The organism is Mycobacterium sp. NGS57, from assembly GCF_059812405.1.
Genome location: NZ_JCALCP010000005.1, coordinates 315058 through 340287 on the forward strand (window position 1 = coordinate 315058; position 25230 = coordinate 340287).

Genomic DNA, 25230 nt, shown 5'->3' on the forward strand with positions numbered 1-25230 from the left:
CAAAAGCTGTCCGGCTACACGCCGAGAACCTTGCGGGCTTGGTCGGCGCCGGTGACCGGCAGCAGCGCCGGGTCGAGCAGTCCCACCTGCACCAGCAGCGACGCCTGGTCCCAGTAGATCCGCTCGTAGGCCACCTTGGGCGGCTCCGAGCCGTCGAACCCCATCACGACCACCACCGGCAGCAGGACCGCGCGGCCGGTGGGCGCGACGCCCGGCAGGAAGGTGGGCATCGCGACGTCGTGCGTGAACGACATGATCATCTCGTCGACGACGCGGTCGGCGCCGACGGTGCGGCAGACCGGGATGATCGCGGTGTCGGCCGGCCAGTGCCCGATGAAGCACTTGGCGTAGAACTCCGCGACCGCGCCGGCGCCGACTCCGCCCATCATGGTGGGCACGTGGTTCACGAAGGCGTTCGCGGTCATCGTCGCCATGGTGGCGGCGACGTCCTTGGTGACGAACTCGTGGCCGACGTGCTCGTCGAAGATGGCGCTCAGATCGTGGGCAGTCTCTGCCATCAGCGCAAGATAACTCCGCGAAGCCGCAGCCGTACAGGGTAAGCCGTCACAGGCTCGACGAATCGTCCCAGCGTGGCGTCAGCACGCCCAGCGCGCCCAGCGCCACCGCCGCCGCGGTGGACGTCCGCAGCACCTGCGGGCCCAGCCGGACCGCCACCGCGCCCGCCCCGGTCAGCGACGCCAGCTCATCGGGGGCGATGCCGCCCTCGGGTCCAATCACCAACAGCACCGAATCCGCTTGCGCCACATGGGTATTCGCGAGGCGGTCGGCCGCCGATTCGTGCAGGGCCAGCACCGCCGACCCGGCCGTCACCTCGTCGCGAACGCGCTGGACAAGGGCCGTCGTGGACAGCACGCCCTCGACCGGGGGGATGTGCGCGCGGCGCGACTGCCGGGCCGCCGCGCGGGCCACCGCGCGCCACCGGCGCAGGCCCTTGTCGACCCGCGGGCCCTCCCAGCTGGCCACGCAGCGGGCCGCCCGCCAGGCCACGAACGCGTCGGCCCCGGCCTCGGTGGCCAGCTCGACGGCCAGCTCCGAGCGATCCGACTTGGGCAGCGCCTGCACCACCGTCACCGCCGGGCGGCCGGGCTCGACGCTCCAGCGCCCGAGCACCCGCGCGCGCAGGCCGTCGCGCCCGGCGTGCTCGACCTCGCACCGGGCCAGCCCGCCGGCGCCGTCGCCGAGTACCAGCTGCTCGCCGGGCCGGATCCGGCGCACCGTGGCGGCGTGGAAGCCCTCGTCGCCGTCGACGACGGCCAGCGCTCCGGTGTCGGGCAGTGCGTCAACGTAGAACAGCGTCGCCACCATGTGTGGGGCCCCCGGAATCGCCCGGCTAGCGCCCGGTGAAGGTTTCGCGCAGGCGGCTGAACAGCCCGCCGCCGCCGTGGGTCGACCGGACCTCGGCCACGTCGCGGCCGCGGCGGTTCTTCAGCTCACGCAGCAGCTCCGCGTCCTGGTGATCGAGCCGGGTGGGCACCACCACGTCGACGTGGACGTGCAGGTTGCCCCGCGCTCCCGAGCGCAGGTGCGGCATGCCGTGGCCGCGCAGCGTGATGATCGAGGCGGGCTGGGTGCCGGGCGGAATGGTGATTTCGCTCTTGCCGTCCAGGATCGCGTCGAGGGTAACGGTGGTGCCCAGCGCCGCGTCGACCATCGGCACCGAGACCGTGCAGTGCAGGTCGTCGCCCTCGCGGACGAAGATGTCGTGGGACTGCTCGTGGACCTCGACGTACAGGTCGCCGGCCGGTCCGCCCCCGGGCCCGACCTCGCCCTGGGCGGCCAGCCGCACCCGCATGCCGTCGCCGACGCCGGCCGGGATCTTGACGCTGATCTCCCGGCGGGCGCGCACCCGGCCGTCGCCCATGCACTGGTGGCACGGGTCGGGGATGACCGTCCCCACGCCACGGCAGGTCGGGCACGGCCGCGAGGTCACCATCTGGCCCAGTAGCGACCGCTGCACCGTCTGCACCTCCCCGCGGCCACCGCAGGTGTCGCAGGGCACCGGCACGGAATCGCCGTTGGTGCCCTTGCCCTGGCACCGGTCGCACAGGACCGCGGTGTCGACGGTGACCTGCTTGGTCACGCCGGTCGCGCACTCTTCGAGGTCCAGCCGCATGCGCAGCAGCGAGTCCGAGCCCGGCCGCACCCGCCCGGCGGGTCCGCGCGAGCCCGCCCCGGCGCTGAAGCCCCCGCCGAAGAAGGCCTCGAATACGTCGCCCAGGTTGCCGAAGCCGCCGAACCCGCCGCCGGCCGACGCGGCGCTTTCCAGCGGGTCGCCGCCCAGGTCGACGATCCGGCGTTTCTCGGGATCGCTGAGCACCTCGTAGGCGGCGCTGATCTCCTTGAACTTCGCCTGCGCGGCCTCGTCGGGGTTGACGTCGGGATGCAGCTCGCGCGCCAACTTGCGGTAGGCGCGCTTGATCTCCGCATCGCTGGCGTTTCTGCTCACGCCGAGCAGCCCGTAGTAGTCGCGTGCCACGCCTGACTCTCCTGAAAGGTCTCAAGCCGCGGTTACGCGGCCGTCCATGCAAAGGGTGCTGACGGGTGCACGGTCATCGGGCACCCAGAACTTCGCCGATGTAAAGAGCAACCGCGGCCACGCTGGCGATAGTTCCCGGATAGTCCATCCGGGTGGGGCCCAGCACGCCCATGCCTCCGTACACCGTATCGGAGCTGCCGTAGGCGGTGGTCACCATCGAGGTGCCGGCCATCTGCTCGGCGGCCGTCTCGTGGCCGATGCGCACGGTCACCTTGCCGGCCTGCTGCTGGGCCGCGAGCAACCGCAGCACCACCACCTGCTCCTCTAGGGCCTCGAGGATGGACCGCAGCGAGCCGCCGAAGTCCGCGGCGTTGCGGGTCAGGTTGGCGGTGCCGCCCATCAGCAGGCGCTCCTCGGTGTGTTCCACTAGCGACTCCAGCAGCACCGTCGCGGAGCGGCCGACGGCGTCGCTGAGGTTGTTGGCCAGCCCGCTGCGGCCGTGCAGCTCCCCCGCCAGGTCGGCGACGGCGGTGGACGCCGCGGCGAGCCTCTTGCCCACCAGCGCCTGGCCGAGCATCTCCCGCAGCTGGGCGAGCTGATGGTCGTCGATCACGTCGCCGAGTTCGACGATGCGCTGGTCCACCCGGCCGGAGTCGGTGATGACCACCATCAGCAGCCGCGCCGGCGTCAGCCCGATCACTTCCAGGTGGCGAACGGTCGACGCGGACAGCGTCGGGTACTGCACGACGGCCACCTGACGCGTCAGTTGGGACAACAGCCGCACCGCTCGCCGCAGCACGTCGTCGAGGTCGACGCCGGACTCGAGGAAGCTTTGGATGGCGCTGCGCTCGGCCGACGAGAGCGGTTTGACGTCGTCGAGCCGGTCGACGAATTCGCGGTAGCCCTTTTCGGTGGGCACCCGCCCGGAGCTGGTGTGGGGCTGGGTGATGTAGCCCTCGGCCTCCAGCACGGCCATGTCGTTGCGGACCGTGGCCGACGACACGCCCAGGTTGTGCCGTTCCACCAAGGACTTCGAACCGATCGGCTCCTTGGTGGCGACGAAGTCGGCGACGATGGCGCGCAGCACCTCAAAGCGACGGTCATCGGCGCTTCGCATCGGCGTCCACCTCCTTGATCGCGACCATTTTACGGGGTCGCGGGGACGCCGCTCGCCATTAGCGGGCGTCGGGCGAAGACCCGCGCCGGGTTCCCGACTAACGTGTCCAAGCGACGCGTCACGAAAGGCCGGCCGATGATCTTCAAGGGCGTGCGCGACGGCAAGCCGTATCCCGAGCACGGGCTGTCCTACCGGGACTGGTCCCAGATCCCGCCGCAGCAGATCCGGCTCGACGAGTTGGTCACGACGACGACGGTGCTCGCCCTGGATCGCCTGCTGTCCGAGGACTCCACCTTCTATGGCGACCTGTTCCCGCACGCCGTGCGGTGGCGGGGCATCACCTATCTCGAGGACGGACTGCACCGTGCGGTGCGCGCGGCGCTGCGGAATCGCACCGTGCTGCACGCGCGGGTGTTCGACATGGACATGGCCTAGCGTCCGTTGGGCCCGCGGTGTTCTGATACCTCAGCCGTCACATGCGTCTCTGCGCGGGTGGGCTCTCTCGTTTGCCCATCTACGAGCGACAAATTGCCAAGCCGGTGCTGAGCCCCGTCATCGATTGTGAAGCGTGGGATTTGATTGTGAAGCGAGGGCGGGATCCGAGCCGAGATCCCGCCCTGCCTTCACTCCGAAAACCGTGGATTCACAGTCAATGCCTGACCGGGCCCGCGGCGCCGGGCCCCCGGCGCCTAGCCGGCGGCTAGTACGTCGCCGAACGTGAAACTGCGGTGGAAAAATCGCGAAATTTTCGCACTGTCCGCACGCTCGGCGCAGCGGCGGTGTGGCTAGTTCGTCGCCGTCGCGGCCTGAATGAGGGCGATCGCGGCGTCGTGCTGCATCACCCAGGTGCCACCCTGATTGACAAACGCGAGGTTCTTGGTGACGGGCCCGGCGAACCTCGGGCCGGAGATGGCCACGTCGGCGGTGGCCAGATTCGGCCCGGCGGCGTGGATGTTGGTCACGGCGAACTGCTCGGGGAAATTGCCGTTGCGGTAGGCCTTACGCAGGTCGTGATCGGCCACGTGGCCCTCGTCGGGGGCGATCCCGTTCTCGACCAGATTGGTCTTGGTCGTGTACGACACGCCGGGATCGGTCACCTGGTTGCAGAGATTCGTCAACTGGTCGGGCGTGGGTAGGTTGTTCTGCCCCGGCGCCGGCGGCGGGTCCTGCGGCAACGGCGCGCCGACCGCGGCCAGTTGCACCTGGGGGCTCGGCGTGGAGACGAACCCTGGGACGGAACCAAACCCGGCGACGCCGCCGATGACGGCGAACGCGGCCACGCTGCTAGCTACGAAGTTCACGGTTTCCCCTTACTTGTGGATGTGACCTGTGTGAGTCAGTGTCCTGCGGCCTGCAACAACTGCATAGCCGAGGCGCGGGACAGCATCCAGCTGCCCTGGTTGACGAACGTGACGCTCTGCGTGACCGGGCTGGGGATCTTCGGGCCCGAAACCGCGACGTCGGCCGTGGCCGAACCCGGCGCGCCCTGCTGGATGTTGCTGACGTTGAACGCCAGCGGCAGGTCCCCGTTCTTGGCCGCCTTCTTCAGCTGGTGATCGGCCATGTGCGCCGTCGTCCCGCTGATGCCGCCCTCGACCAGGTTGCTCTTGTTGGCAAACGGAACATTCGGGTCCGCGAGGCTGTTCAGCAAGCCGGTCAACTGGCCGGGGGTCGGCAGGCTTGCGTCCGGGGCCGGGGCCGGTGGCGGGCTCTGCGGCAATGGCGCGCCGACGGCGGCCAACTGCACCTGGGCAGGCGTAACCGACGCGGCGCCGACGGCCGCCGCGCTCACGGCTCCCACAGCCGCCACGCCGGCAACGAAGTAATTGATCGATTTGGCTCGCACGGTCGGGCCCTCCCCTTCTGAATCCCTCCGAGTGTGCGCTCTGCGACGAGTGTTCTGTGTCTCGGGCCCATCACGTTACGAGCACGCTATGTGCGCAGGCGTTGAGCAATCTGTGCGTGCGCTGTGTGGCAGCCCAGCGGCTCAGCCGGTCGCTCAGTGATTCGCCATGGCCTCACGCAGGCTTTTGGGCCGGGTGTCGGCCCAGTTCTGTTCGATGTAGTCCAGGCACGCCGTCCGACTGGCCTCGCCGTGCGCGACGGTCCAGCCGGACGGGATTTCGGCGAACACCGGCCACAGGCTGTGCTGCTCCTCGTCGTTAATCAGCACGTAGAACGCGCCACCGTCGTCATCGAAGGGATTGGTGCTCATCGCTTCTCCTCATCGCTCGGTGCTTGACGGCGACCGCCGACCCCAGCACGCGGTCGGACAGCAATCCCAGGCAGCTCAGGTTGGGAAAGCCGGGGCCCTGGGTCAGCCCGGACAGGTTGGGCAGGAACAGCTTCGGGACGACGTCGGTGACGGCCAGGTCATAGCCGATCGCCTCCTGCAGGCTGTCGGCGGTCAGCGGATTGCCCAGCCCGAGCTCGAGCAGGTCGCGCACGTCCTGGCTGAACAGGGAGGTGAACCAGAGCGGGTCGGCGCCGGAGCCGTCGATGACCAGATCGAAACCGTGCACCGTTTCCAGGTTTTCGCTGCCCCGGTTCGTCGACAGGGTCAACCGGATCTGGCCGTCCCGCCCGACGGCGTGGGCGACCCGGCCGCGCAGGTGGCGAATGCGGTCATCGGCCAGCAGCGCCTCCTGCACGTTGGCCGAGAACACGCCGCGGTCGGTGCGGGCCAGCGCGTCGCGGCGTTCGGCCAGCGTCAGGGCGGTCCAGTCGGTGGGGTCGGAGAACAGGGAATTCTCGAAGAAGCCCTCGCCCCGGGTGAACAGCGTCACCTGCGGCGAGATGACGGTGATCGTCGAAACCCGATGCCGGAAGAGCTCGTTGAGCATCGACGCGGCGGTCTCGCCGCCCCCGATCACCGCGACCCGTTCGGCGCTGATCCGGTCGTCGCCCGCGGCGCGGTCCCAGAACTGCGCGATCGACAGCATGCGCGGATTGCCCGGCAGCAACGACTTCTCGGCCTGGCCGGGCCCGGTGATCAGCAAAGCGTCTGCGGGCACGGCGGTTTCGTGGGTGTGCAGGGTCCAGCGGTCGCCGCTGACGGTGAGCCGTTCCACCTCGCCGTGCACGACCTTGAGGCCGACCTGGTCGGCCACCCAGCCCAGATACTGACTCCATCGGCGGTGGGTCGGCGCCGGCCTGCCGCGGTCGATCCATTCGGCGAACGACGCCGTGGCGATGAGGTAGGACTGCCAGCTGTAGCGGGTCATCCGCTTGTCGAGTTCGGCGTTGTGACGCGGCACCAGCGCGGAGCGGTAGGGAAATCCGACGTCCTTTTCCGGGCTGGTGCCCAGCCGGTGCGCCCCGTCGGTCCAGCCGCCGCTGGCCTGCCAGTTGGCGCCGACCCCGATGCGCTCGACGGCGACGACGTCCGGGACGTCCAGGCCGTCGACGCCCATGTCGCGCAGCACGGATGCCTTGGCCGCGACGGCCACCGCCTTGGCGCCTGCGCCCAGGACCGCCAGTGTGCTCATGTCGTCATCTCCCTCAGGCAGTCTGTCCAAAGTCGTTGCAGCACAGTAAGGTCAGCGTCGCTGAGGATGTCGGGCAGGGTGCGCCACTGCGCCCCGAGGATTCGCCGCTCCCCCACCGTGAGCACGACTGCGAGGATGGTCAGCTCGTGGCGCACGGCCAGTCCGGGCTCGGGGACCGGCGACAGGCCGGCCAACAGGTCCCGGTCGAGCTGTAGGCCGGTGCCTGTGCCGTGGGCGGCGCCGAGGTAATTCAGTAACAGCTGCGGGCCCGGATATTTTGCGAGTTGCCCGGCGGTGTCGGCGCGCAGGTAGCGCAGCAGCCCGTAGTCCAGACCGTCGCCCGGGATCGCGGCAAGCTGCTGCCCGGCGTCGCGCGTCGGGTCCACCCGCAGCGGGTAGATCGAGCTGAGCAGCCCCACCGTGTCGCCGGTGTCGATGTCGCGGTCCCCGACCAATCCGTCTGCGCGGCCGTGGGTTTCGAGCGCGAGCAGCGGCGGTGGCGTGGCCTGGCGGCGCGCCTGCCGCCAGCGCGTCACCATCGCCGCGGTCGCGGCGACGAGCAGCTCCGGCAGCGGCACACCGGAATTCAGCAGCCGGCCGCTGACGTCGGCGTCGACGAAGGCCGTGCTGACGATCAGGTCGCGGGCCAGATCCTGGCCCGGACGTAGGCGACGGGACCCGATGTCGGGATCGTCGCCCTCGAGTTGGGCGCGCCAGAAGCCGAGGGTGTCGAGCCTTTGCGCGCGCTGGGTGAGCGCGGCGGCCCAGCGCCGATAGCTGGTGTGCTCGCGTACCGGCGCGGGCGGACGGCCGGCCGCCGAAGCCCGCAGGGCGGCGTCCAGCTCGCCGAGCACCACCCGCCACGACGCCGGGTCCATCGCCAGCACATGGCCACTCAGCAGCAGCACGCTCGCCCCGGTCGGCGGACGCAGCCACACCGCGGCGAGCAGCGTTCCGCGCTCGGGGTCGAGGCGCTCGACGGCCCGGGCGGCGTGCGCGGTGACCGCCGTGTCCAGATCGTCGATGTCGGCCTCGGTGAGGATGTCGGCGGCGTGGCCGGCGACCAGGGTCATGGTCGTGCGGTCCAGCCGGGCGCGGAGCACCTCGTGCCCGTCGACGATGCTCGCCAGCGCGGCGCGCAGCTGCTCGCGGGTGACGGTATCGGGCAGCCGGATGGCTTCGGTCTGCGCCAGCCGGCGGGGGTCACCGTACTCGTAGAGCCAGCGCGCGTTGGGCAACAACGGGATTGGGCCGTCTTCCTCGGCCGCCCCGCCGGGGGACGCGTGCCGCAGGGTGTCGGAATCGATCGCGGCGGCGAGTTCGCGGATGGTTTCGCACTCCACCATCAATCGGGCCCGCAGCGCGATGCCGCGGCGGCGGGCGGCCTGCACCACCGACAGGGCCACGATGCTGTCCAGGCCCATTTCCAGGAAGCCGGCCGTGACGTCGATTTCCGCGGCTTCCAGGACGTCGGTGAACGCCCCGGCCAGCGCAATCTCGGTCGGCGTCTCGGGCGGTGTGGTCCGGCCGTCGTCGAGACCGATTGCCGCCAGGGCGTTTTCGTCGACCTTGCCGTGCGGGGTCAGCGGCAACTCGTCGAGCACGACGATGTGATGCGGGACCAGGTAGCGGGGCAGCCGCTCGATGAGCATCGCCCGCAGCTCGTTGGCCGCCGGCGGGTTCGCCCCGCCGGCCACGTACGCGGTGAGCCGGGGGCCATTGGCGTGGCGGCGGGTGGTCACGTGGGCGCCGCGGACCGCGTCGTGGCTGTTGAGCACCGCGGCGATCTCGCCCGGTTCGACGCGAAAGCCGCGGATCTTCAGCTGGTCGTCGCTGCGGCCGAGGAACTCCAGGCCGCCGTCGGGCATGCGGCGCACCACATCTCCGGTGCGGTACATGCGGCCGCCGTGGGCGTTCGGGTCGGCGACGAACCGCGCGGCGGTCTCGGGCGCCCTCCCGAGGTAGCCGCGGGTCAGCTGAGCGCCGGCGACGTACAGCTCGCCGGCGACGCCGTCGGGCACCGGTCGCAGCCAGGCGTCCAGGACGTAGGCGCGGGTGGTCCGCGTCGGGCGCCCGATCGTCGGTCGGGGGTGTTCGTCGATGGCGGCGACGACGGCCTCGACGGTGGTCTCGGTGGGTCCGTAGCAGTTGAACGCGGTCATGCCGGTGCGGGCGCATTCCCGTTGGATCGCTTGCCATGCGGTGCTGCCCAGGGCTTCGCCGCCGAGTGCGAGCACCGCCAGCGGCACGCGGCGCAGCAGTCCCGCGTTGTGCAGCTGGGCGAACATCGACGGTGTCGTGTCGATCATGTCCAGGCCGAACCGGTCGATGGTCTCGACCAGCGCCTCGGCGTCGCGCTGGCGGTCGTCGTCGACGATGTGCACCGAGTGGCCGTCGAGCAGCGCCGCCAGCGGCTGCCATGCCGCGTCGAAGGTGAACGACCACGCATGGGCGACGCGCAGCGGTCGCCCGAGGCGCGCGGCGGCCGGGCGAAGGACGCGCTCGATGTGGTCGTCGACGTATGCCGTAAGCGCCCGGTGGGTGCCGACGACGCCCTTGGGTGCGCCGGTGGTGCCGGAGGTGAAGACCGCGTACGCCCCGTGCTCGGGCGGCACGGCGACCGCGCGGTAGCCGTCGGGGGTGGCTGAGCCGTTGGCAGCGAACCATTTCTCGTCGATGACGAGGGGGGCCGAGGTTTGCCGGAGGATCTCGGCGACGCGCTCGTCGGGCATCGCCGGATCCAGGGGCACGATCATGCCGCCGGCCTTGAGGATGGCCAGCATCGCGACCACGTAGTGCGGGCCGCGGGGCAGCAGTACCGCGACCGGGGTTTCGTGGTCGATCCCAGAGTGGGTCAGCGCGGCGGCCGCCCGGTCGGCGAGCGCGTCGAGGTCGCGGTAGTCCAGCCGGCCGTCGGCCCAGCTGAGTGCGACCGAATCCGGTTGCGCCGCCGCGGTTTCGGCGAATCGCAGATGCACCGCCGTCTCCGGCGCGTCGACGTCTGGCGCGGCGGGCTCGGTCGAGTCCCGCTCGTCGTCGAGCACGACGTCGAGCTCACGCAGGGGCCGGTCCCACGCGGCCACCAGGCGCTGCGCCACCGCCAGCAGCCGCCCGCCGAGGGCCTCGGGCGCCGCCGTGCCCAGCGCGCCGTCGAGCGCCTCCACCAGCACCGTGAGCTCCCCCGCGCTCAGGTGTGCGGCGACGGTCACCGGGAAATGGGACACGCTCTCCAGCGCCACCGGGCGGAACGTCGCGCCGTTGGCGGCGAACTCGGTGGCCCCCACTACCTCGCCGGGCGGGAAGTTCTCGTACACCAGCAGGGTGTCGAACATCTCGCCGATGCCCGCGAGTGAGCGCAGTTCGGCGAGTCCCAGGTAGCTGTGGTCCCGCAGCGCGGCGGATTCCCGTTGCAGGGCAAGGCATTGCGCCCCGACCGTGCTGCGGGGCTCCAGCCGAACCCGTAACGGCACGGTGTTGATGAACATGCCGACCATGGCCTCCACGCCCGACAGTTCGCCCGGCCGGCCGGACACGGTCACCCCGAACGTCACATCCGTGCGTCCGGTGAACGCCGAAAGGATTGCCGCCCAAGCCATCTGGACGATGGTGTTGAGCGTGATCCCGCGTGCGCGGGCGGCCTCGCCGAGCGCGGTGGTGGCCTCGCGGTCGAGGCGCAGCGTGGTGCGGCGCGGGATGCCCGCCGGCGGCGGGGTGGCGGTCAGGGCGGGCGACAACAGGGTCGGGCCGTCGAGGCCCTCGAGGTGCTCGGCCCACAGCGCCCGGCTGCCGGTCTGGTCGCGGCCGGCCAGCCAGCCGATGTAGTCGCGGTAGGGCCGCGGCGGCGGCGGCAGGGCGCCGGCGTCCCCGCCGGCGCGGTACAGGGCAAGCAGCTCGGAGACGAACAGCGGCAACGACCAGCCGTCGATGACGATGTGGTGCGCGACCACAGCCAAACGCCAACGCTGGCTCGAAAGTTCGATGAGCAAGAACCGGATCAGCGGCCCGCGGTCCAAATCGAAGCGGCAGCGGCGCTCCTCGGCCTCCAGCGCGTCGACGTCCTCGGGCGCCGCGCGCACGCATCGCCACGGGAGCTCGACGCTGCTCGGGATCACCTGCACGGGTCGGCTCAGATTGCCGTGGACGAAGCTGGCCCGCAGGTTCGGGTGCCGGGTCAGCATCGTCGCGGCGCACTCCCGCAGCAGGCCGACGTCGAGTGGGCCCGTGATGTCGGCGGCCATCGCGATGACGTAGGGGTCGGTCTCATCCGATAGCGCCGCCATCGAGAACAGCCCCAGCTGCAAGGGGCTAAGCGCCATCACGTCTTCGATGGCCGGACGCGCGTCGGCCCGGGTCACGGTTGCCGGCCCCAGGATGCGGTGAGGTCCGCCAGTTCGTCGGCGGACAGCCCGGAGGTGCTCATCGGCGCGTGCTGCGCGTCGTGGTCGGGTTCGGTTGCGCACCCTTGCGCCTTGGCGTCCAGCGCGGCGGCGAGATCTTGCAGCACGGGATGTTCGAACACCATCCGCGGGGTCAGCGGCAGTCCGGCATCGCGGGCCTGCGCGGCCACCCGCACCGCGAGGATGCTGTCACCGCCGAGGCTGAAGAATTCGTCGTCGCGGCCGATTTCCCCGGCGTCGAGCACGCCGGCGAGGATGGCCGCCAGGGCCCGTTCGGTGGCGGTTTCTGGCGCTGCGGCGGTTGCGGTGTCTGCCGGCGCGGGTGGCGCGGGTGTCTCCGGCGGTTGCGTGCCGGCCAGCAACTCCAGTTGGCCGTCGCGCGTCCACATTCCGCGCTCGCCGTTGCGGTAGAGCCGCGAGCCCGGTTGCGCGGCAAACGAGTCGGCGACAAAGCGGGTGGCGGTCGCCGAGGCTGTCGCCAGGCGGCCGCGGACGGCCGGGCCCCCGCCGTAGTAGACGTCGCCGACGACCCCTTCCGGGACGGGCTTCAGCGCGGCGTCCAGCAGGTGCACGCGCGCCGCGTTGGACCGGTCCAGAATGCGTTGTCGCTCTTGGGTGCTCGCGAGCTCGACCTCGCGCAGCGTCCGGTCGGGATCGTGGGCGAAGGCCTCGATGACGCGAACCAGCCATTCGGCGAACCGTTGCGCGGTGCTCCGCCGATACAGTTCGGGGCGGTAGATGACGTGGCCCTTGTAGCCGTCGGCCGATGCGAAGAAGTTGACCGACATGTCGGCGTGCGCGACGTCGAACGTCGGCTCCAGGGCGGTGAACGTGGTGGCGCCGGCCGGACCGCTGTCGACGACGTTGTCCTGCGGCAGGTCTTCGCGAACGTGCACCACGACGTCGAACAGTGGGTTGCGCGACAACGAGCGGGCCGGCCTGACCGCGTCCACCACTTGATCGAACGGCAGGTCCTGGTGCGCGTAGCCGGCCAGCGCCATCTCCCTGGTCCGCCTCAGTACTTCGCGCAGGGTCGGGTTGCCGCGTAGGTCGTTGCGCAGCACCAGCATGTTGATGAAGAACCCGATCAGCCGGTCCAGTTCGGATTCGTTGCGGCCGGCCACCGGGGTGCCGATCGGGATGTCCGCGCTGCCGCCGGCCTTGTGCAGCACCACCGCGACGGCGGTTTGCAGCAGCATGAACTCGGTGATGCCGAGCTCGCGGCACAGCGCTGACAGCCGGGCGCGGGTCGACGCCCCGAAGCCGAACTCGACGACGTTGCCGATGCCGGTGAGCGCGGCGGGGCGCGAAAAGTCCGGACGCAGACCACTTTCGGTCGCCAGCCCGGCGAGTTGGCCGACCCAGTAGTCGCGCTGCGGGCCGGTGACGCCGGCGTCGTCGTCGAGCAGCGTCGCCTGCCACGCGGCGTAATCCGCGTACTGCACCGGCAGCGGCTCCCAGGACGGCGGCTGTCCGCCGCTGCGGGCGCGGTAGGCGGTCAGCAGGTCGGTGAACAGCACGCCGGCGGACCAGTGGTCGCCGGCGATGTGGTGGACCACCAGCGACAGGACGTGCTGCCCCGGTACGTGCAGCAGGGCGGCCCGGATCGGCCAGTCGGTCTCCAGGTCGAAGACGTGGCGCCGTTCGTTGTCCAGTTCGGTTTGCAGCCAGCCCTCGTCGGGGCCGTCGGCGCGGCGCACCGGCAGTTCGGCGGCCGGGTGGACGATCTGGTGGGGCACGCCGTCGATTTCGCGGTAGGTGGTGCGCAAGATCTCGTGGCGCGCCACGACGTCGGTGATGGCCGCCACCAGTGCCTCGGTGTCGCAGGGGCCGCGCAGCGCGGCGGCGAAGGGAATGTTGTGGACGGCGTTGGGGCCGTCGAAGCGGTAGGTGAACCAGCTGCGCAGCTGTGACGACGACAGCCGCACCGGCCCGTCGTGGCTCGCTGGGGCCAGACGCGGCCGGGCCGGACCCGGCATCGCGATGGTGGCCACAATGTCAATGTGCTCGGCGATCCTGGCGACCGTCGCCAGCTCGAAGATCTCCCGCACGCCGACGTCGACACCGAACGTATTGCGCAATGCCGCAACGAATTTAGTGGCGAGCAGGGAGTGACCGCCGAGGTCGAAGAACGAGTCGTCGGCGCCGACCCGGCCGCGGCCGAGCAACTCGGCGAACAGCTCGGCAACGCCGCGTTCGGTATCCGTATCCGGTTCGCGGAACTCCGCGCCGGACGCGACCTCGGGTTCAGGCAGCGCGGCGCGGTCGATCTTGCCGTGGGCGGTGATCGGAATCTCGTCGAGCACAACGTATGCCGCCGGCACCATGTATTCGGGCAGTGCCGCCGCCACCCGGGCGCGGATGCGGTCGACGTCAACCTCGGCGCGTTCGTCGTCGCCGCCGGCCGCGGGCGTGACGTAACCCACCAGGCTCTTGCCCAGCCGGGGCAGGTCGCTGACGACCACGACGGCCCGCCCGACCGTGGGATCGACGGAGATGGCCGCGGCGACGTCCCCCAGCTCGATGCGGAAACCGCGGATCTTGACCTGTTCGTCGGCGCGGCCCACGAACTCGACGTCGCCGTCGGCGTTGCGGCGAGCCAGGTCGCCCGTGCGATACATCCGGGCGCCGGGGCGAAACGGGTCGGCGACGAACCGCTCGGCGGTCAGCCGCGCGCGGCGGTGGTATCCGTGCGCCAGATGCGTTCCGCCGAGGTAGATCTCGCCGATGACGCCGACCGGCACGGGCTGCAGCGCGTCGTCGAGCAGGTACATCGTGGTATTGATCTTGGGTCGGCCGATGGGCACGATGCGGGTGCCTTGCGGGCCCTCCACCATGTACCGGCTGGCATTGATCACCGTTTCGGTCGGGCCGTAGAAGTTGTGCAGCAGCGCGTCGAAGGTGGCGTGGAACTTGTCGGCCACCTCGCCGGGCAGCGGCTCGCCGCCGATGGGCACCCGCCGCAGCGTGCGCCACTGGTTCACCCCCGGCAGCGACAGGAACAGGCCAAGCAGGGACGGCACGAAATGCATTGCCGTGATGCCCTCGTCGCGCAACAGGGCGGTGAGATAGCCGATGTCGTTGAGCCCGCCGGGCCGCGGGATCACCATCCGCGCCCCGCAGGCCAGGGTGCCGAAGATCTCGGCGATCGACACGTCGAAGCTCGGCGAGGCGACCTGCAGCAGCCGGTCGGTGTGGTCGACCCCGTATTCGCCCTTGAACCACACGAAGTACTCGGCGACGGGGCGGTTCGGCACCGCGACGCCCTTGGGCAATCCGGTGGTACCCGAGGTGTAGATCAGGTAGGCGGTGTTGTCCCGTCGCAGCGGGCGGACCCGGTCGGCGTCGGTCGGGTCGTCGGCGCGCTGCGCGGCCAGGTCGGCCACCGGTTCGCGCAGCACCAGCTTCGGGTCGCAGTCACCGAGAATGAAGTCCAGCCGATCCTGCGGGTAGGTCGGGTCCACGGGCACGTACACCGCGCCGGCCTTGGCGATGCCCAGCGCGGTGACGACCAGGTCCGGCGACTTGTCGAGCAGCACGGCGACCCGGTCCTCGCCGCCGATTCCCCGCCCGATCAGCCAGTGCGCCAAGCGGTTTGCCGTCTCGTTGATCTCGCGGTAGGTGAACCGGCGGCCCTCGTACACGACGGCGACCGCGTCGGGGGTCCGCGCGGCCTGCTCGGACACCAGGCCGGCGAGCGTCGCGGCGGCGGTGTCGAACGCCTCGCCGCGCGACGCCGCGCGCAGCCACTCGGTGTCGGCTTCGCCCATCAGCGCCAGCCCGGACAGCGGCGTGTCCGGTCGGGCCAGGGCGTCGTCGACGAGGACGGCGAAGTGATCCAGCATCTGTCGCGCCAGGGCGGGCTCGAGGATCTCCAGCAGGTGTTCGGCCTCGACCAGCGCGCCGGTGCTGTCGAATTCGACCATGAACCCCAGCGGCAGCTGGGTGAGGTTGCCGCGCAGGTCGTAGCGCTCGCACGCGACGCCGGGTGGGCAGAAGCCGCCGCCGTCGGCCTCGCGAAATCCGAAGCTGACCCGGGTCATTCGTTCGGCGCCGTGCCGGCGATCGGGGTTCAACTCGCGCACCGCGCGGTCGAGGCTGACCCGTTGGTGGGCGAAGGCGCCGGTCGCCATGTCGCGCGTGGATTTCAGCAACTCGCGGAAGCTCATCGCGGGCCGCGGTCGCAGCCGAACCGCGACGGTGTTGCCGAAATAGCCGATGGTGTCGTCGGTTCCGGCGCCGCGGTTGAGCACCGGCGTGGCCACGAGCACGTCGTCGCTGTGCGTATAGCGGTGCAGCAGGGCCCCGAAGGCCGCCAGCAGCACCATGTAGGGGGTGCAGCCGGTGTCGCGCGCCAGCGCCGCCACGCGTTGGGTGGTCTCGCCGGGCAGTCGCCGGGTGCTGCGGGCGGCGCGCCAGTTGGTGGGCATCGCCGTGCCGGCCGGGCCGGGCAGCTCGAGCGGTTCCGGCGGGTCGGCCATGACGGCGCGCCAGTAGTCGAGATCGGCCTCGGTGGTGTCCGGCCCGGACGGGCCGGACGGGTGACGTTCGGGCCCGAGTTCGGCGCCCCCATAGGCGCGGGTGAGGTCGGCGAAGAACACCCGCCACGAACCGTCGTCCCAGGCGATGTGGTGGGCGACCAGCAGCAGCACGTGTTCGTCGGGTGCCGTGCGCACGGCGGTGATGCGCAGCGGTGCGTCGGTGGAAAGGTCGAAGGGCGCGTTGAATTCGCGTTGGGCCAGCACCTCGAGCCGAAGCCGGCGCGCGTGCTCGGACAGGTCGGTCAGGTCGTGTTGCGCCCACCCCGGGCGCAGGTCGTCGTGCACCGTGGGCCGCGGGTCGCCCTCGTCGCTGACGGCATAGGTGGTGCGCAGCACCCGGTGGCGGCGCGCGACGGCGTCGACGGCGTCGTGTAGCCGGCCCAGATCGACGTCGCCGCTGATCCGATAGGACACACAGACGTTGAGCAAAGCGCCGCTGGGGTCGGCCATCTGCACGAACCACATCCGGGCCTGGCCGTCGGTGAGCCGGTCGTCGTCGAGAGGACGCGGCTCCGCAGCGTCACCGGAGAGGCCGCGTTCGGCGAGCTTGCGCCGCAGCAGCTCCAGTCGGGCGCCGGTGTCGACGATGTCAGTCACGCGAAATGTCCACTTTCTGTGAGGCTTCAAGAGATTCGGCTGAGCGCTGGTCTGCGCCGTCGAGCTTCTCGACAAGTTCGTCGCCGGTGATCTCGTCCATCAGCGTCGCGAGGGACACTGTCCGGCCGATCGTGCGCTTGAGACGTTTTCGCAGATCCAGCGCCAGCATCGAGTCGATGCCAAGGTCGAAAAGCGAGTCCTGCAGGTTCAGCTCGGCGGGCTCGATACCGAGCACGGCCGCCAACTCGCCGCGCACCGCGTCGATCGCGCGCACCGGCGCGCCGGCGACTTCCGCCGGCCGACGGCGCCCGCCGCCCAGGAAGACCCGCAACCGGGCCGCGTCGGCGGCGAACACCAGCGGATCCTCGGCCCAGTCGCGCAGGCTCGCCTCGATCGCCGCCCGCGGTCCCATCGGGCGCAGGCCGGCGCGCTCGATGTCCGCGATGCCGGCCGACTCGGCGATGCCGCGGCCCGCTTCCCCGTCGGAGGGGCTTTGCCACAGGCCCCACTTCACCGCGACGCAGTGCCTGCCCCGGTCGCGCAGCCGTGCCGCCGTCACGTCCAGCAGGCGGTTGGCCGCCGAGTACGGCGCGTGCCCGCGACCGCCCCACACCCCGGATACCGAGGAGCACAACAGCATTCGCGTGTCCGGTCGCACCGGCCAGAGCTCGATCAGGTGAGCGAGGCCGGTGACCTTGGCGGCGAAGGTGTCGGCGACGGCGGCCGGGGTAAGCCCGGCAGCGCCGAAGGTGGCGCTGCCCGCCGCGTGCACGATCAGCGAGGCGCCGGCGCCGCCGTATTCCGCGGCAACGCGTGACAATTGGGCCGCATCGGTGATATCGCAGGGCGGCGATACCACCTCGGTGCCGCATTTCGCGGCCAGGGCCTGCAGCGTGGCGGGGTCGGCCGGGCGGCGGCTGAGCAGGACGACGCGCCGCGCGCCGTGCTCGGCGAAATAGCGGGCATAGTGCAGGCCGACGACGCCCGCACCGCCGGTGATCACGACCTCGTCGTGCACACCGGGGTCCAGCGGCCAACGCGGCGCGGCCGGCGCGTCGCGAAACGAGCGCTCGAACAACGCGTAGCCGTCCGGCGAATCCCGCACCGCCACCTCACCGGAACCGGACAGCAATCCGTCGACGGCGGCCCGGCCGGCGACCGGCCCCAGCTCTCCCGATGGCAGGTCTACCCGGGTAAAAACCCGCTCAGGATAATCGAATCCGATGCTGCGGTGCATCGCGGCCAGCGCCGCGTGGCCGGGTGACGGCGGCGCGTCCTGGCGGGTGACGCGGTCGGCGCCCACGGTGACCAGACACACCGTGTGGCAGCTCGGGCCGGGCCCTTGTGCGTAGTCGAGCAGGCCCGCTTCGATCAGCCCGGTGAGGGACTCGGCGTCGGCGCTTTCGAGTGCGGGCGCGATCGCCACCAAGACTTCCGCGTCTCGCGCTGCACTGAGTGCGGCCGCGGGGTGCGATTCGATTGCGGAGCACAGCAGTTGGGCCAGAGCGCCGTCACCGCCGAGGTCGAGCACCGAGCAAGCCACCGGCGATGCCGCGGCCGGCGACGATATCGGCTCCCAATGTTCGAGGGCGATGGTCAATCCGGGCTGGGAAGCCGCCGGCAGCGGCTCGGGGTGTGCCCACATCGGGATCGCGCGCATCGGCGCGTTGGGAAAGCCGGGCAAATCCGCCGGCCCGTCCAGGTAGCCGTCCCACGCGTAGCCGGGGTCGGCCACCGCGGCGGTGACGATGTTGGCCGACAGCGCGTCGATCAACGGCTGGTCGTTGCGGGCCGATCCGACCAGCACCGCCGGGTCGTCGGGGACGTCGGCCTCGAAGATCTGGCCGATCGAGAACAGCAGCGCCGGATGCGCCGACACTTCGATGAACGATCGTGCGCCACAACGGATCGCCGACGCGACCGCGCGATCCATGCGGACCGTGTTGCGCAGGTTTGCGTACCAGTAGTCGGCGAAGGGCGTGCCCGGGGCCACCACGTCGCCGGTGGCGCCGCCGATGAACTGGACCGGGGTCTCCGCGAATTCCGCGGCGGGCAGCTGCGCGCGCAGTTCGTCGCGTAGCGGCTCGAGCAGGCTGGTGTGCCCCGGAAAGCCCGCGGTGATTTCGCGGGCGAACTGGCCGCGGGAGCGGACCGCGTCGACGATGGTCAGCACCGCGTCGCGATCACCCGACACCGCGACGGTCGAGGCGGAGTAGACCACGGACAGCTCCGCCCAGCCGTCGGTGGCGTCGATCAGCGAGGCGGCCGTCGCGGCGCCGGTCCCCAGCGTCGCCATCGCGTAGCGGCCGGGCAGGCGGTCGACCGCCCGGGCGCGGGCCGCGACCACGGCGACGGCGTCCGGCAGCGCGATGCCGCCGGCGACGACGGCCGCGGCGACCTCCCCGAGGCTCTGCCCGATAGTGAGGTCGGGCAGGACACCGCAGGAGCGCCACACCTCCGCCAGCGCCACGGCGTGGACGAATTGCGCGCCTTGGACGGCGATTTCGGAGAAGTTGGGTGAGTCGTCACCGGCGGTCAGGTAGGGCAGCGGCGACTCCACACCGGCGGCTTCGAATGCCGCCGCGCAGCGATCGGCCGCGGTCCGGTAGCCCGGAAGGGTCCGGTAGGCGACGGCGCCCATGCCCGGCCAGTGGCGACCCTGGCCGGGAAACACGAACGCCTGCCGCGGGGCCGAACTCAGCGCCGACGCGGCGACCAGCGGATGCTCGCTGCCGGCGGCCAGCGCCCGCAACCCGTCGACGAGCTCGCTCCGGTCCGAGGCGCGGACCACCGCGCGGTGCCGGCGGAGCCGACGGGTACTCCGCAGCTGCCGCGCCACCTGGGCCACGGTCGTTTCCGGATGGCGGTCGAGGTAGTCGGCGATCGCCTGCGCGTCCGCGGAGACGAGTTCGTCGGCGTGCGCGCTGAGCACCACGGGGATCCGCCCGTCGGGCAGTCGTCTGGGAGTCATCACGCGACCCCGGTATCGGGCATCGAAACGATGACGTGCGTGTTGGTGCCGCTCATCCCGAACGCTGATACCGCCGCGGTCCGCCATCCGTGGCGGGCCGGCCACGGCGTCAGCTTCTTCGCCAGCCGCAAACCCTGGCTTTCCCAATCGATTTCGCGGCTGGGCTCGTCGACGTGCAGGGTCGGAGGTACGGCGGCGTGTTGCGCGGACAGGATGGCCTTGGCCAGACCCAGCGCGCCCGCCGCGGCCTGCGCGTGCCCGATGTTGGATTTGACCGATCCCAGCAGTGGCCCGCGCCCGGCCGGCGCCCTGCCGTAACTGGCCGCCAGGGACAGCAATTCGGTCCGGTCCCCGAGCCGGGTCCCGGTGGCGTGTCCCTCGACCATCCCGACCTCAGTGGGTTCGATCCCGGCCTGCGCGATCGCGCGGTCAAACAGGCGCAGCTGCGCGTCGCCGCTGGGCGCCATCAGCCCGCTGCTGCGACCGTCGGAGTTCAGGCAGCTGGCGCGCACCTCGGCGAGGATGCGGCGCCCGTCGGCCACCGCCCTAGACCGCCGCTGCAGCACGAACATGCCCGCGCCCTCCGCCCAGACGGTTCCGCTGGCGTGCGCGCTGTAGGGCCGGCAGTGGCCGTCGTCGGACAGGGCGTGCTTCTTGGAGAACTCGACGAAATAGCCAGGGGTGCCCATCACGCAGACGCCGCCGGCGATCGCGAGGTCGCAGTCGCCGGCCCGGATCGCCTGGACCGCGGTGTGAAACGCCGCCAGCGCCGACGAGCATGCGGTGTCGACCGTCAGCGCCGGGCCCGCCAGGTCCAGCGTGTAGGCGATGCGCCCGGAGATGACCCCCAGCGACGTCCCGGTCATCAAATGCCCGCTGTGTTCCGAGAACTCGGCGAGGCCGGGACCGTATTCGAGCGTGGAGGCGCCGACATAGCAGCCGACGTCGTGGCCGGCGAGGTCGTCGGGGTTGATGCCGCTGTTCTCGATGCTGCGCCAGGCCAGCCGCAGTGCGACGCGCTGCTGGGGGTCCATGGCCGCCGCTTCCCGCCGCGAGATGCCGAAGAACTCGGGATCGAATACGGTTGCGCTGGAAAGGAATCCACCGAGGTTGTGAATCGGCTTGAATCCGTCGCGCCGCGACCCGTCGAACAACTCGCGAAGCTCCCAGCCCCGATCGGTGGGGAACGGGCCGAGCGCCTCCCGCTGTTCGGCCAGCAATGCCCAGAAGTCGTCGGGGGTCTCGACGCCGCCCGGCGCTTCCAGCGCCATCCCGACGATGACGATCGGGTCGACGGGGTCGTTATCGGACATCGGCGCTCACCATCCGCGCCACCGCGTCGAGGTGATCGTCGAGGTAGAAGTGGCCCCCGTCGAATTCCGTCACCGTGAACCGGCCGGACGTGTGGGATTCCCAGCTGTTCAGGATCTTTCGGTCGATCCGGTGGTCACGGCTGCCGCCGAGCGCATGGATGTCGGCGCGGATGCGTACGTCGGGTGCGCACGAATACGTGTTCAGCGCGCGGTAGTCGGCCTGCACCGCCCGCACCAGCAACTCGACGAATTCCTCGTCCTCCAGCAGGGCGGGGTCGGTGCCACCCAGGTCGACCATGTCCGCCAGCACACCGCCGGCACTCGTGGGCAGCCGCCCGTACCCGGCGACCGTCGAGGGCGCCTGCCCGGCCGACGCCCACAGCACCTGCACGGGAACCCCGTTGGCTTCGGCGAGGCGGGCGAACTCGAAAGCGACCACCGCGCCCATGCAGTGGCCGAACAGACTCAGCGGGGCCGCCGAAGCCCAGTCGCCGGCCTCGAAGAGCTCCAGCGCCAGGGCCTCGACGGTGTCCGCCGCGGCGTGATTGCGCCGGTCGGCCCGCTGCGGGTACTGCACCACGTAGGTGTCGACACCGTTGGACGACAACGCCTTCGCCAGCGAGCGGTAGGCCGCGGCGGCCCCGCCGGCGTGCGGGAACGCCACCACCGAGCCGCGCCCCGCAGCACCGGTGAACCGCTTGACCCAGGGCTGGAACTCCCGCCGCACCGGCTCGGCCGTCGCTTCGAGCGCGGAAAGCACGTCGGAACTCGACATCTCCGCGATTTCCAGGTAGACGTCGGCCACCAGCTCGAGCCGGCCAGCTTGGTTACGGGGGTCCTCCCGCCCAACGAGCAATTCGGCCAGGGCGGCGACGCTCCGGGCGGCAAAGACGTCGGCGACCATCAGGCTCGGCGAATCGAGCCACTGCCGGATCGCGGCGACGGCCTGGGTGGCGAGCACCGAATCGCCACCGAGGGAGAAGAAGTCGTCGTGGACGCCGACGGCGCCGGCGTCGCGGTGAAGCAGGCCCGCGACGATGCGGCAGAGCGCCCGCTCCAGCTTGGTGCGCGGCGCTTCGAGCAGCGCGGCCACATCCCCGGGCTGCTCGGCCTCGGCCGTCAGCTGGCGGGCGACGGCGCGCCGGTCGATCTTGCCGCCGTCGGTGAACGGGATGCGCTCGACCACCGAGATATGCGTCGGGATCATGTGTGCGGGAACGAGATCGGCGAGGAACTCGCGGATCAGTGTGGCGGTCAGCGTGGGGTCGTCCAGCCGGACGGCCGCGGCCAGCACCTCGGCGGCGCCCGGCCCGGGCACCGCGGCGGCCACCGCCGCGCGCACGCCGGGCACCCGCCGCAGGGCCGCCTCGATCTCGCCGAGTTCGACGCGGTATCCGCTGACCTTGATGCGGTGATCGGCGCGGCCGACGAACTCGAGGGTGCCGTCGGGCCGGTAGCGGGCCAGATCGCCGGTGCGATACCAGATCCGGCCGTCGTGGGCGACGAAGCGCTCGGCGGTCAGCTCAGGACGCCCGCGGTAGCCGCGGGCGATACCGCGTCCGGACACCCACAGCTCGCCGGGCACCCAGTCGGGGCAATCGACGCCGGTATCGCTGACGACCCGGCACGCGATGTTGGGAAACGGTTTGCCGTAGGGCACCGCGGTCCAGTCGGCCGGCATATCCTCGTCCACCTCGAAAATGGTTGCGTGGACGGCGGTTTCGGTGGCACCCCCGAGCCCGGCGAAGCGCACACCGGGCGCCTGCGCCTGAAGCCGGCGGGCCAGGCCGGGGCGCACCCAGTCGCCCCCGGTGGGCACCGCGCGCACCGACGACAGGCGCCGCTCGGGCGAGGCCTCGTCGACCTCGACCAGCATTTCCAGCCAGCCGGGCAGAAAGTTCAGCACGCTGACCTGGTGGGTGTCGATCAGCCGGGCCCACGCGTCTGGGTCGCGGCGCTGCGCCTCCTCGACGACCACGATCGCCCCGCCGGCGCGCAGGGTGGCGAAGACGTCCAGCACCGACAGGTCGCATTCCAGGGTCGCCAGGAGCAGGCACCGATCGGCGGCACCGAGGTCGAAGTGGCCGCTGAGGAACTCTACGGTGTTCATCGCGCCGTCGTGCGTCATCTCGACGCCCTTGGGCTCGCCCGTCGACCCGGAGGTGAACAACACATAGGCGAGCTCGGCGGGATCCGTTCTCGTGGCGGTGATCTCGGGCACGGACGGCGTGTCGCGGAGTACTTCGGCGAGCACCAGGCTCGGCACCGCCAGCGGCAACGGCCGCCCGCCGCACACCAGCGCCAGGCTCACCCCACCGGTGGACAGGATGCGCTCGGCGCGGTCGCGTGGTTGGTCGACGCCGATCGGCAGGTAGACGCCGCCGGCGGCCAGGATGCCCAGCAGCGCCGGCAATTGTTCGGCCGTCTTCGGGCCCATCACCGCGACCGTGTTGCCGGCGCCGATTCCGGCCGCGCGCAACGCCTTCGCGACCGCCAAGGCCTGATCGCCCAGCTGCCGGTAGGTGAGGTCGCCGGAGCCGGCGAACACCGCGGGCGCGTCGGGCTGCCGCTCGGCGCGGCGAAAGAACCCGTCGTGCAAGGCTTCCCCGCTGGGCGCGGCGCTGCGACCGTTGGCCGCGTCGCGCACCGCGCGCTGCGCGTCCGGCAGCGCCGGCGGGCCGGGGGCGTCCCAGGCGTCGTCGGCGGCGGCCAGCCGCGCCAGCTCGTCGATGTGGTGGGCGAACATCGCGTCGATGACGCCGGGCGCGAAGACGCCGTCGCGCACGTCCCAGTTCACCAGCACGCCGCCGTCGAACTCGGTGACCTGCGCGTCGAGCAACACCTGCGGGCCCTGCGAAATGATCCACGCGGGCGTTCCGAATTGCGTTGTGACGTCGGCATTGAACAGCTCCCCGAGGCCCAGCGCGCTGGTGAAGACGACCGGCGCCAGGACCTGGGTGCCGCGATGACGGCTGAGGTCGCGCAGCACCGACAGCCCGGGGTAGGCGGCGTGGGCGGCGGCGATGCGCATGGCGTCCTGCATGGCGTGCGCCCGCGCCGCCGACGTGGCCGCACCGGTGAGGTCGACATCCAGCAGCAGCGAGGAGGTGAAGTCGCCGACCAACGAGTCGACGTCGGGATGCAGGGCCTGGCGCCCGAACAGCGGGACGTTCAGCAGGAACCGCGAGGTGGACCAGTTCGCCAGGGCGTTGGAGAACGCGGCGGCCAGCGCCATCGCCGGCGTGATCCCGCGCGCCCGGGCGCGCGCGAACAGCGCGTCGCGGGTGGCCGGGTCCAGCCAGTGCCAGCGCCGGGTGCTGGTGCGCGAGTCGCGGCCGCCGACCATCGGCGGTGCCGGCGGGTCCGGCAGCTGCGGGATGCGTCGCGCCCACCACTCCCGGTCGGCGTCGCGCTCCGGTTGCGGCCGGCCCTCCGCCGCGAGCACGGCCTGGCGGTATTCGCGGTAGGTGTAGCCCAGTTCGGGAAGCTCGCGGCCGAGGTAGAGGGCGGCCAGGTCGGCCATCAGGGTGCGGTAGCTCATCGCGTCGGCGGCCTGCATGTCCAGGTCGACGTGCAGCCGCGAACGCCCGCCGGGCAACAGCGTCAGCGCCAGCTCGAACACCGCGCCGTCGAGCTGCTGGTGCGATTTGGCGTCGCGCAGGGCCGCCAGTCGCGCGTCAACGCCTTCCTCGTCGCGCAGGTCTGCCACCGCGACCGGAAAGTCCCCGCATTCGCCGGGCGCCGCGATCCGCTGGGTGCCGTCGGGCAGGAACCGCACCCGCAGCATTGGGTGGCGCTCGGCCAGCCGGGTGGCCGCCGCGCGCAGGCGGCCGGGGTCGATCGGGCCGCCGTCGAACTCGACGTAGAGGTGCCCGGCCACGCCGCCGAACTGCTGGTTGTCCTGGCGGCCGACCCACATCGCGTGCTGCATCGGGGCCAGCGGAAAGGGCGCCCAGGCGTCCCCGGCGTCCCCGGCTTCAAGCGGGGCGGTCAACTCGACGACGGTGGGCTCCGGGGCGGTGGCCACCAGCTCGGACCAGGCCTCGACCGTCGGCGACGCGGACAGCGTGGCGAAATCGACATCGATGCCGTGGCGGCGCCAGCGCCCGGCCAGCGTCATCATCCGGATGGAGTCCAGGCCCTGGCCGATCAGGTTGTGACCTGGGTGGATGGCGTCGGCGCGGACGCCGAGCAGCTCGGCCACCTCCGCACGGATGTCCTCCGAGCACGCCGGGGCACGCACCACGGATCCTCCTGAATTAGCAAAGGCTGCCCTAACTTGCTTGGTTACCCTATCCTCGATCCCTAC

The 25230-nt window shown here is 71.4% G+C and carries 14 protein-coding genes; 1 reads left to right on the plus strand and 13 read right to left on the minus strand.

All coding sequences use genetic code 11. The features are described 5' to 3' along the window. Positions 1-14: 14 nt before the first annotated feature. From AC5Y43_RS12370 to hrcA, 4 genes are all read right to left on the minus strand, one after another. Complete coding sequence (locus tag AC5Y43_RS12370; protein WP_499972708.1) at positions 15-518, minus strand: hypothetical protein; 504 nt, start codon at positions 516-518, stop codon at positions 15-17. Positions 519-564: 46 nt separating this feature from the next. Beyond that, on the minus strand, positions 565-1326 hold the full coding sequence (locus AC5Y43_RS12375) for a 16S rRNA (uracil(1498)-N(3))-methyltransferase (RefSeq protein WP_499972710.1): 762 nt from the start codon (positions 1324-1326) through the stop codon (positions 565-567). Positions 1327-1351: 25 nt separating this feature from the next. Next, positions 1352-2497: a molecular chaperone DnaJ gene (dnaJ, locus tag AC5Y43_RS12380; RefSeq protein ID WP_499972712.1), complete on the minus strand. Its 1146-nt coding sequence runs from the start codon at positions 2495-2497 to the stop codon at positions 1352-1354. A gap of 73 nt (positions 2498-2570) precedes the next feature. Beyond that, the gene (gene hrcA / locus AC5Y43_RS12385; RefSeq protein ID WP_499972714.1) at positions 2571-3614 is read right to left on the minus strand and encodes a heat-inducible transcriptional repressor HrcA; all 1044 of its coding nucleotides are present in this window, start codon (positions 3612-3614) and stop codon (positions 2571-2573) included. A 135-nt stretch (positions 3615-3749) separates the two neighbouring features. Here hrcA and AC5Y43_RS12390 point away from each other — a divergent pair, with 135 nt between their 5' ends. Continuing rightward, entirely contained in the window at positions 3750-4049 is a 300-nt protein-coding gene (locus tag AC5Y43_RS12390) for a type II toxin-antitoxin system VapB family antitoxin (protein WP_499972716.1), read from the plus strand. A 350-nt stretch (positions 4050-4399) separates the two neighbouring features. On the opposite strand, the gene AC5Y43_RS12395 is transcribed toward AC5Y43_RS12390, so the two are convergent. From AC5Y43_RS12395 to AC5Y43_RS12435, 9 genes are all read right to left on the minus strand, one after another. Then, positions 4400-4915, minus strand: coding sequence for an MTB12 family secreted protein (locus AC5Y43_RS12395; RefSeq protein WP_499972717.1), 516 nt, complete (start codon positions 4913-4915; stop codon positions 4400-4402). A gap of 35 nt (positions 4916-4950) precedes the next feature. Next, positions 4951-5460 (minus strand): MTB12 family secreted protein, encoded by a 510-nt coding sequence (locus AC5Y43_RS12400; RefSeq protein WP_499972718.1) that lies wholly within the window; start codon positions 5458-5460, stop codon positions 4951-4953. Positions 5461-5613: 153 nt separating this feature from the next. Next, entirely contained in the window at positions 5614-5829 is a 216-nt protein-coding gene (locus AC5Y43_RS12405; RefSeq protein ID WP_499972720.1) for an MbtH family protein, read from the minus strand. Next, positions 5807-7102, minus strand: coding sequence for an NADPH-dependent L-lysine N(6)-monooxygenase MbtG (gene mbtG, locus AC5Y43_RS12410; protein ID WP_499972722.1), 1296 nt, complete (start codon positions 7100-7102; stop codon positions 5807-5809). Before mbtG ends, AC5Y43_RS12405 begins: the two co-directional genes overlap by 23 nt. Next, on the minus strand, positions 7099-11418 hold the full coding sequence (locus AC5Y43_RS12415; protein WP_499972875.1) for an amino acid adenylation domain-containing protein: 4320 nt from the start codon (positions 11416-11418) through the stop codon (positions 7099-7101). The genes mbtG and AC5Y43_RS12415 overlap by 4 nt, the downstream gene beginning before the upstream one ends. A gap of 35 nt (positions 11419-11453) precedes the next feature. Further along, on the minus strand, positions 11454-16637 hold the full coding sequence (locus tag AC5Y43_RS12420) for an amino acid adenylation domain-containing protein (RefSeq protein WP_499972723.1): 5184 nt from the start codon (positions 16635-16637) through the stop codon (positions 11454-11456). Beyond that, positions 16630-19608, minus strand: a complete 2979-nt coding sequence (gene mbtD, locus AC5Y43_RS12425) for a mycobactin polyketide synthase MbtD (protein WP_499972725.1) — start codon at positions 19606-19608, stop codon at positions 16630-16632. The genes AC5Y43_RS12420 and mbtD overlap by 8 nt, the downstream gene beginning before the upstream one ends. Continuing rightward, positions 19608-20921: a beta-ketoacyl [acyl carrier protein] synthase domain-containing protein gene (locus tag AC5Y43_RS12430; RefSeq protein ID WP_499972727.1), complete on the minus strand. Its 1314-nt coding sequence runs from the start codon at positions 20919-20921 to the stop codon at positions 19608-19610. The genes mbtD and AC5Y43_RS12430 overlap by 1 nt, the downstream gene beginning before the upstream one ends. After that, positions 20911-25167: an amino acid adenylation domain-containing protein gene (locus AC5Y43_RS12435; RefSeq protein WP_499972728.1), complete on the minus strand. Its 4257-nt coding sequence runs from the start codon at positions 25165-25167 to the stop codon at positions 20911-20913. Before AC5Y43_RS12435 ends, AC5Y43_RS12430 begins: the two co-directional genes overlap by 11 nt. Positions 25168-25230: the final 63 nt, after the last annotated feature.

Bases quoted from the DNA above. Each gene is read 5' to 3' on its own strand.
- hrcA (WP_499972714.1), bottom strand. From the start codon at position 3,614: ATGCGAAGCGCCGATGACCGTCGCTTTGAGGTGCTGCGCGCCATCGTC.
- AC5Y43_RS12430 (WP_499972727.1), bottom strand. From the start codon at position 20,921: ATGTCCGATAACGACCCCGTCGACCCGATCGTCATCGTCGGGATGGCG.
- AC5Y43_RS12370 (WP_499972708.1), bottom strand. From the start codon at position 518: ATGGCAGAGACTGCCCACGATCTGAGCGCCATCTTCGACGAGCACGTC.
- AC5Y43_RS12415 (WP_499972875.1), bottom strand. From the start codon at position 11,418: ATGGCGCTTAGCCCCTTGCAGCTGGGGCTGTTCTCGATGGCGGCGCTA.
- AC5Y43_RS12405 (WP_499972720.1), bottom strand. From the start codon at position 5,829: ATGAGCACCAATCCCTTCGATGACGACGGTGGCGCGTTCTACGTGCTG.
- AC5Y43_RS12375 (WP_499972710.1), bottom strand. From the start codon at position 1,326: ATGGTGGCGACGCTGTTCTACGTTGACGCACTGCCCGACACCGGAGCG.
- mbtG (WP_499972722.1), bottom strand. From the start codon at position 7,102: ATGAGCACACTGGCGGTCCTGGGCGCAGGCGCCAAGGCGGTGGCCGTC.
- mbtD (WP_499972725.1), bottom strand. From the start codon at position 19,608: ATGACTCCCAGACGACTGCCCGACGGGCGGATCCCCGTGGTGCTCAGC.
- AC5Y43_RS12390 (WP_499972716.1), top strand. From the start codon at position 3,750: ATGATCTTCAAGGGCGTGCGCGACGGCAAGCCGTATCCCGAGCACGGG.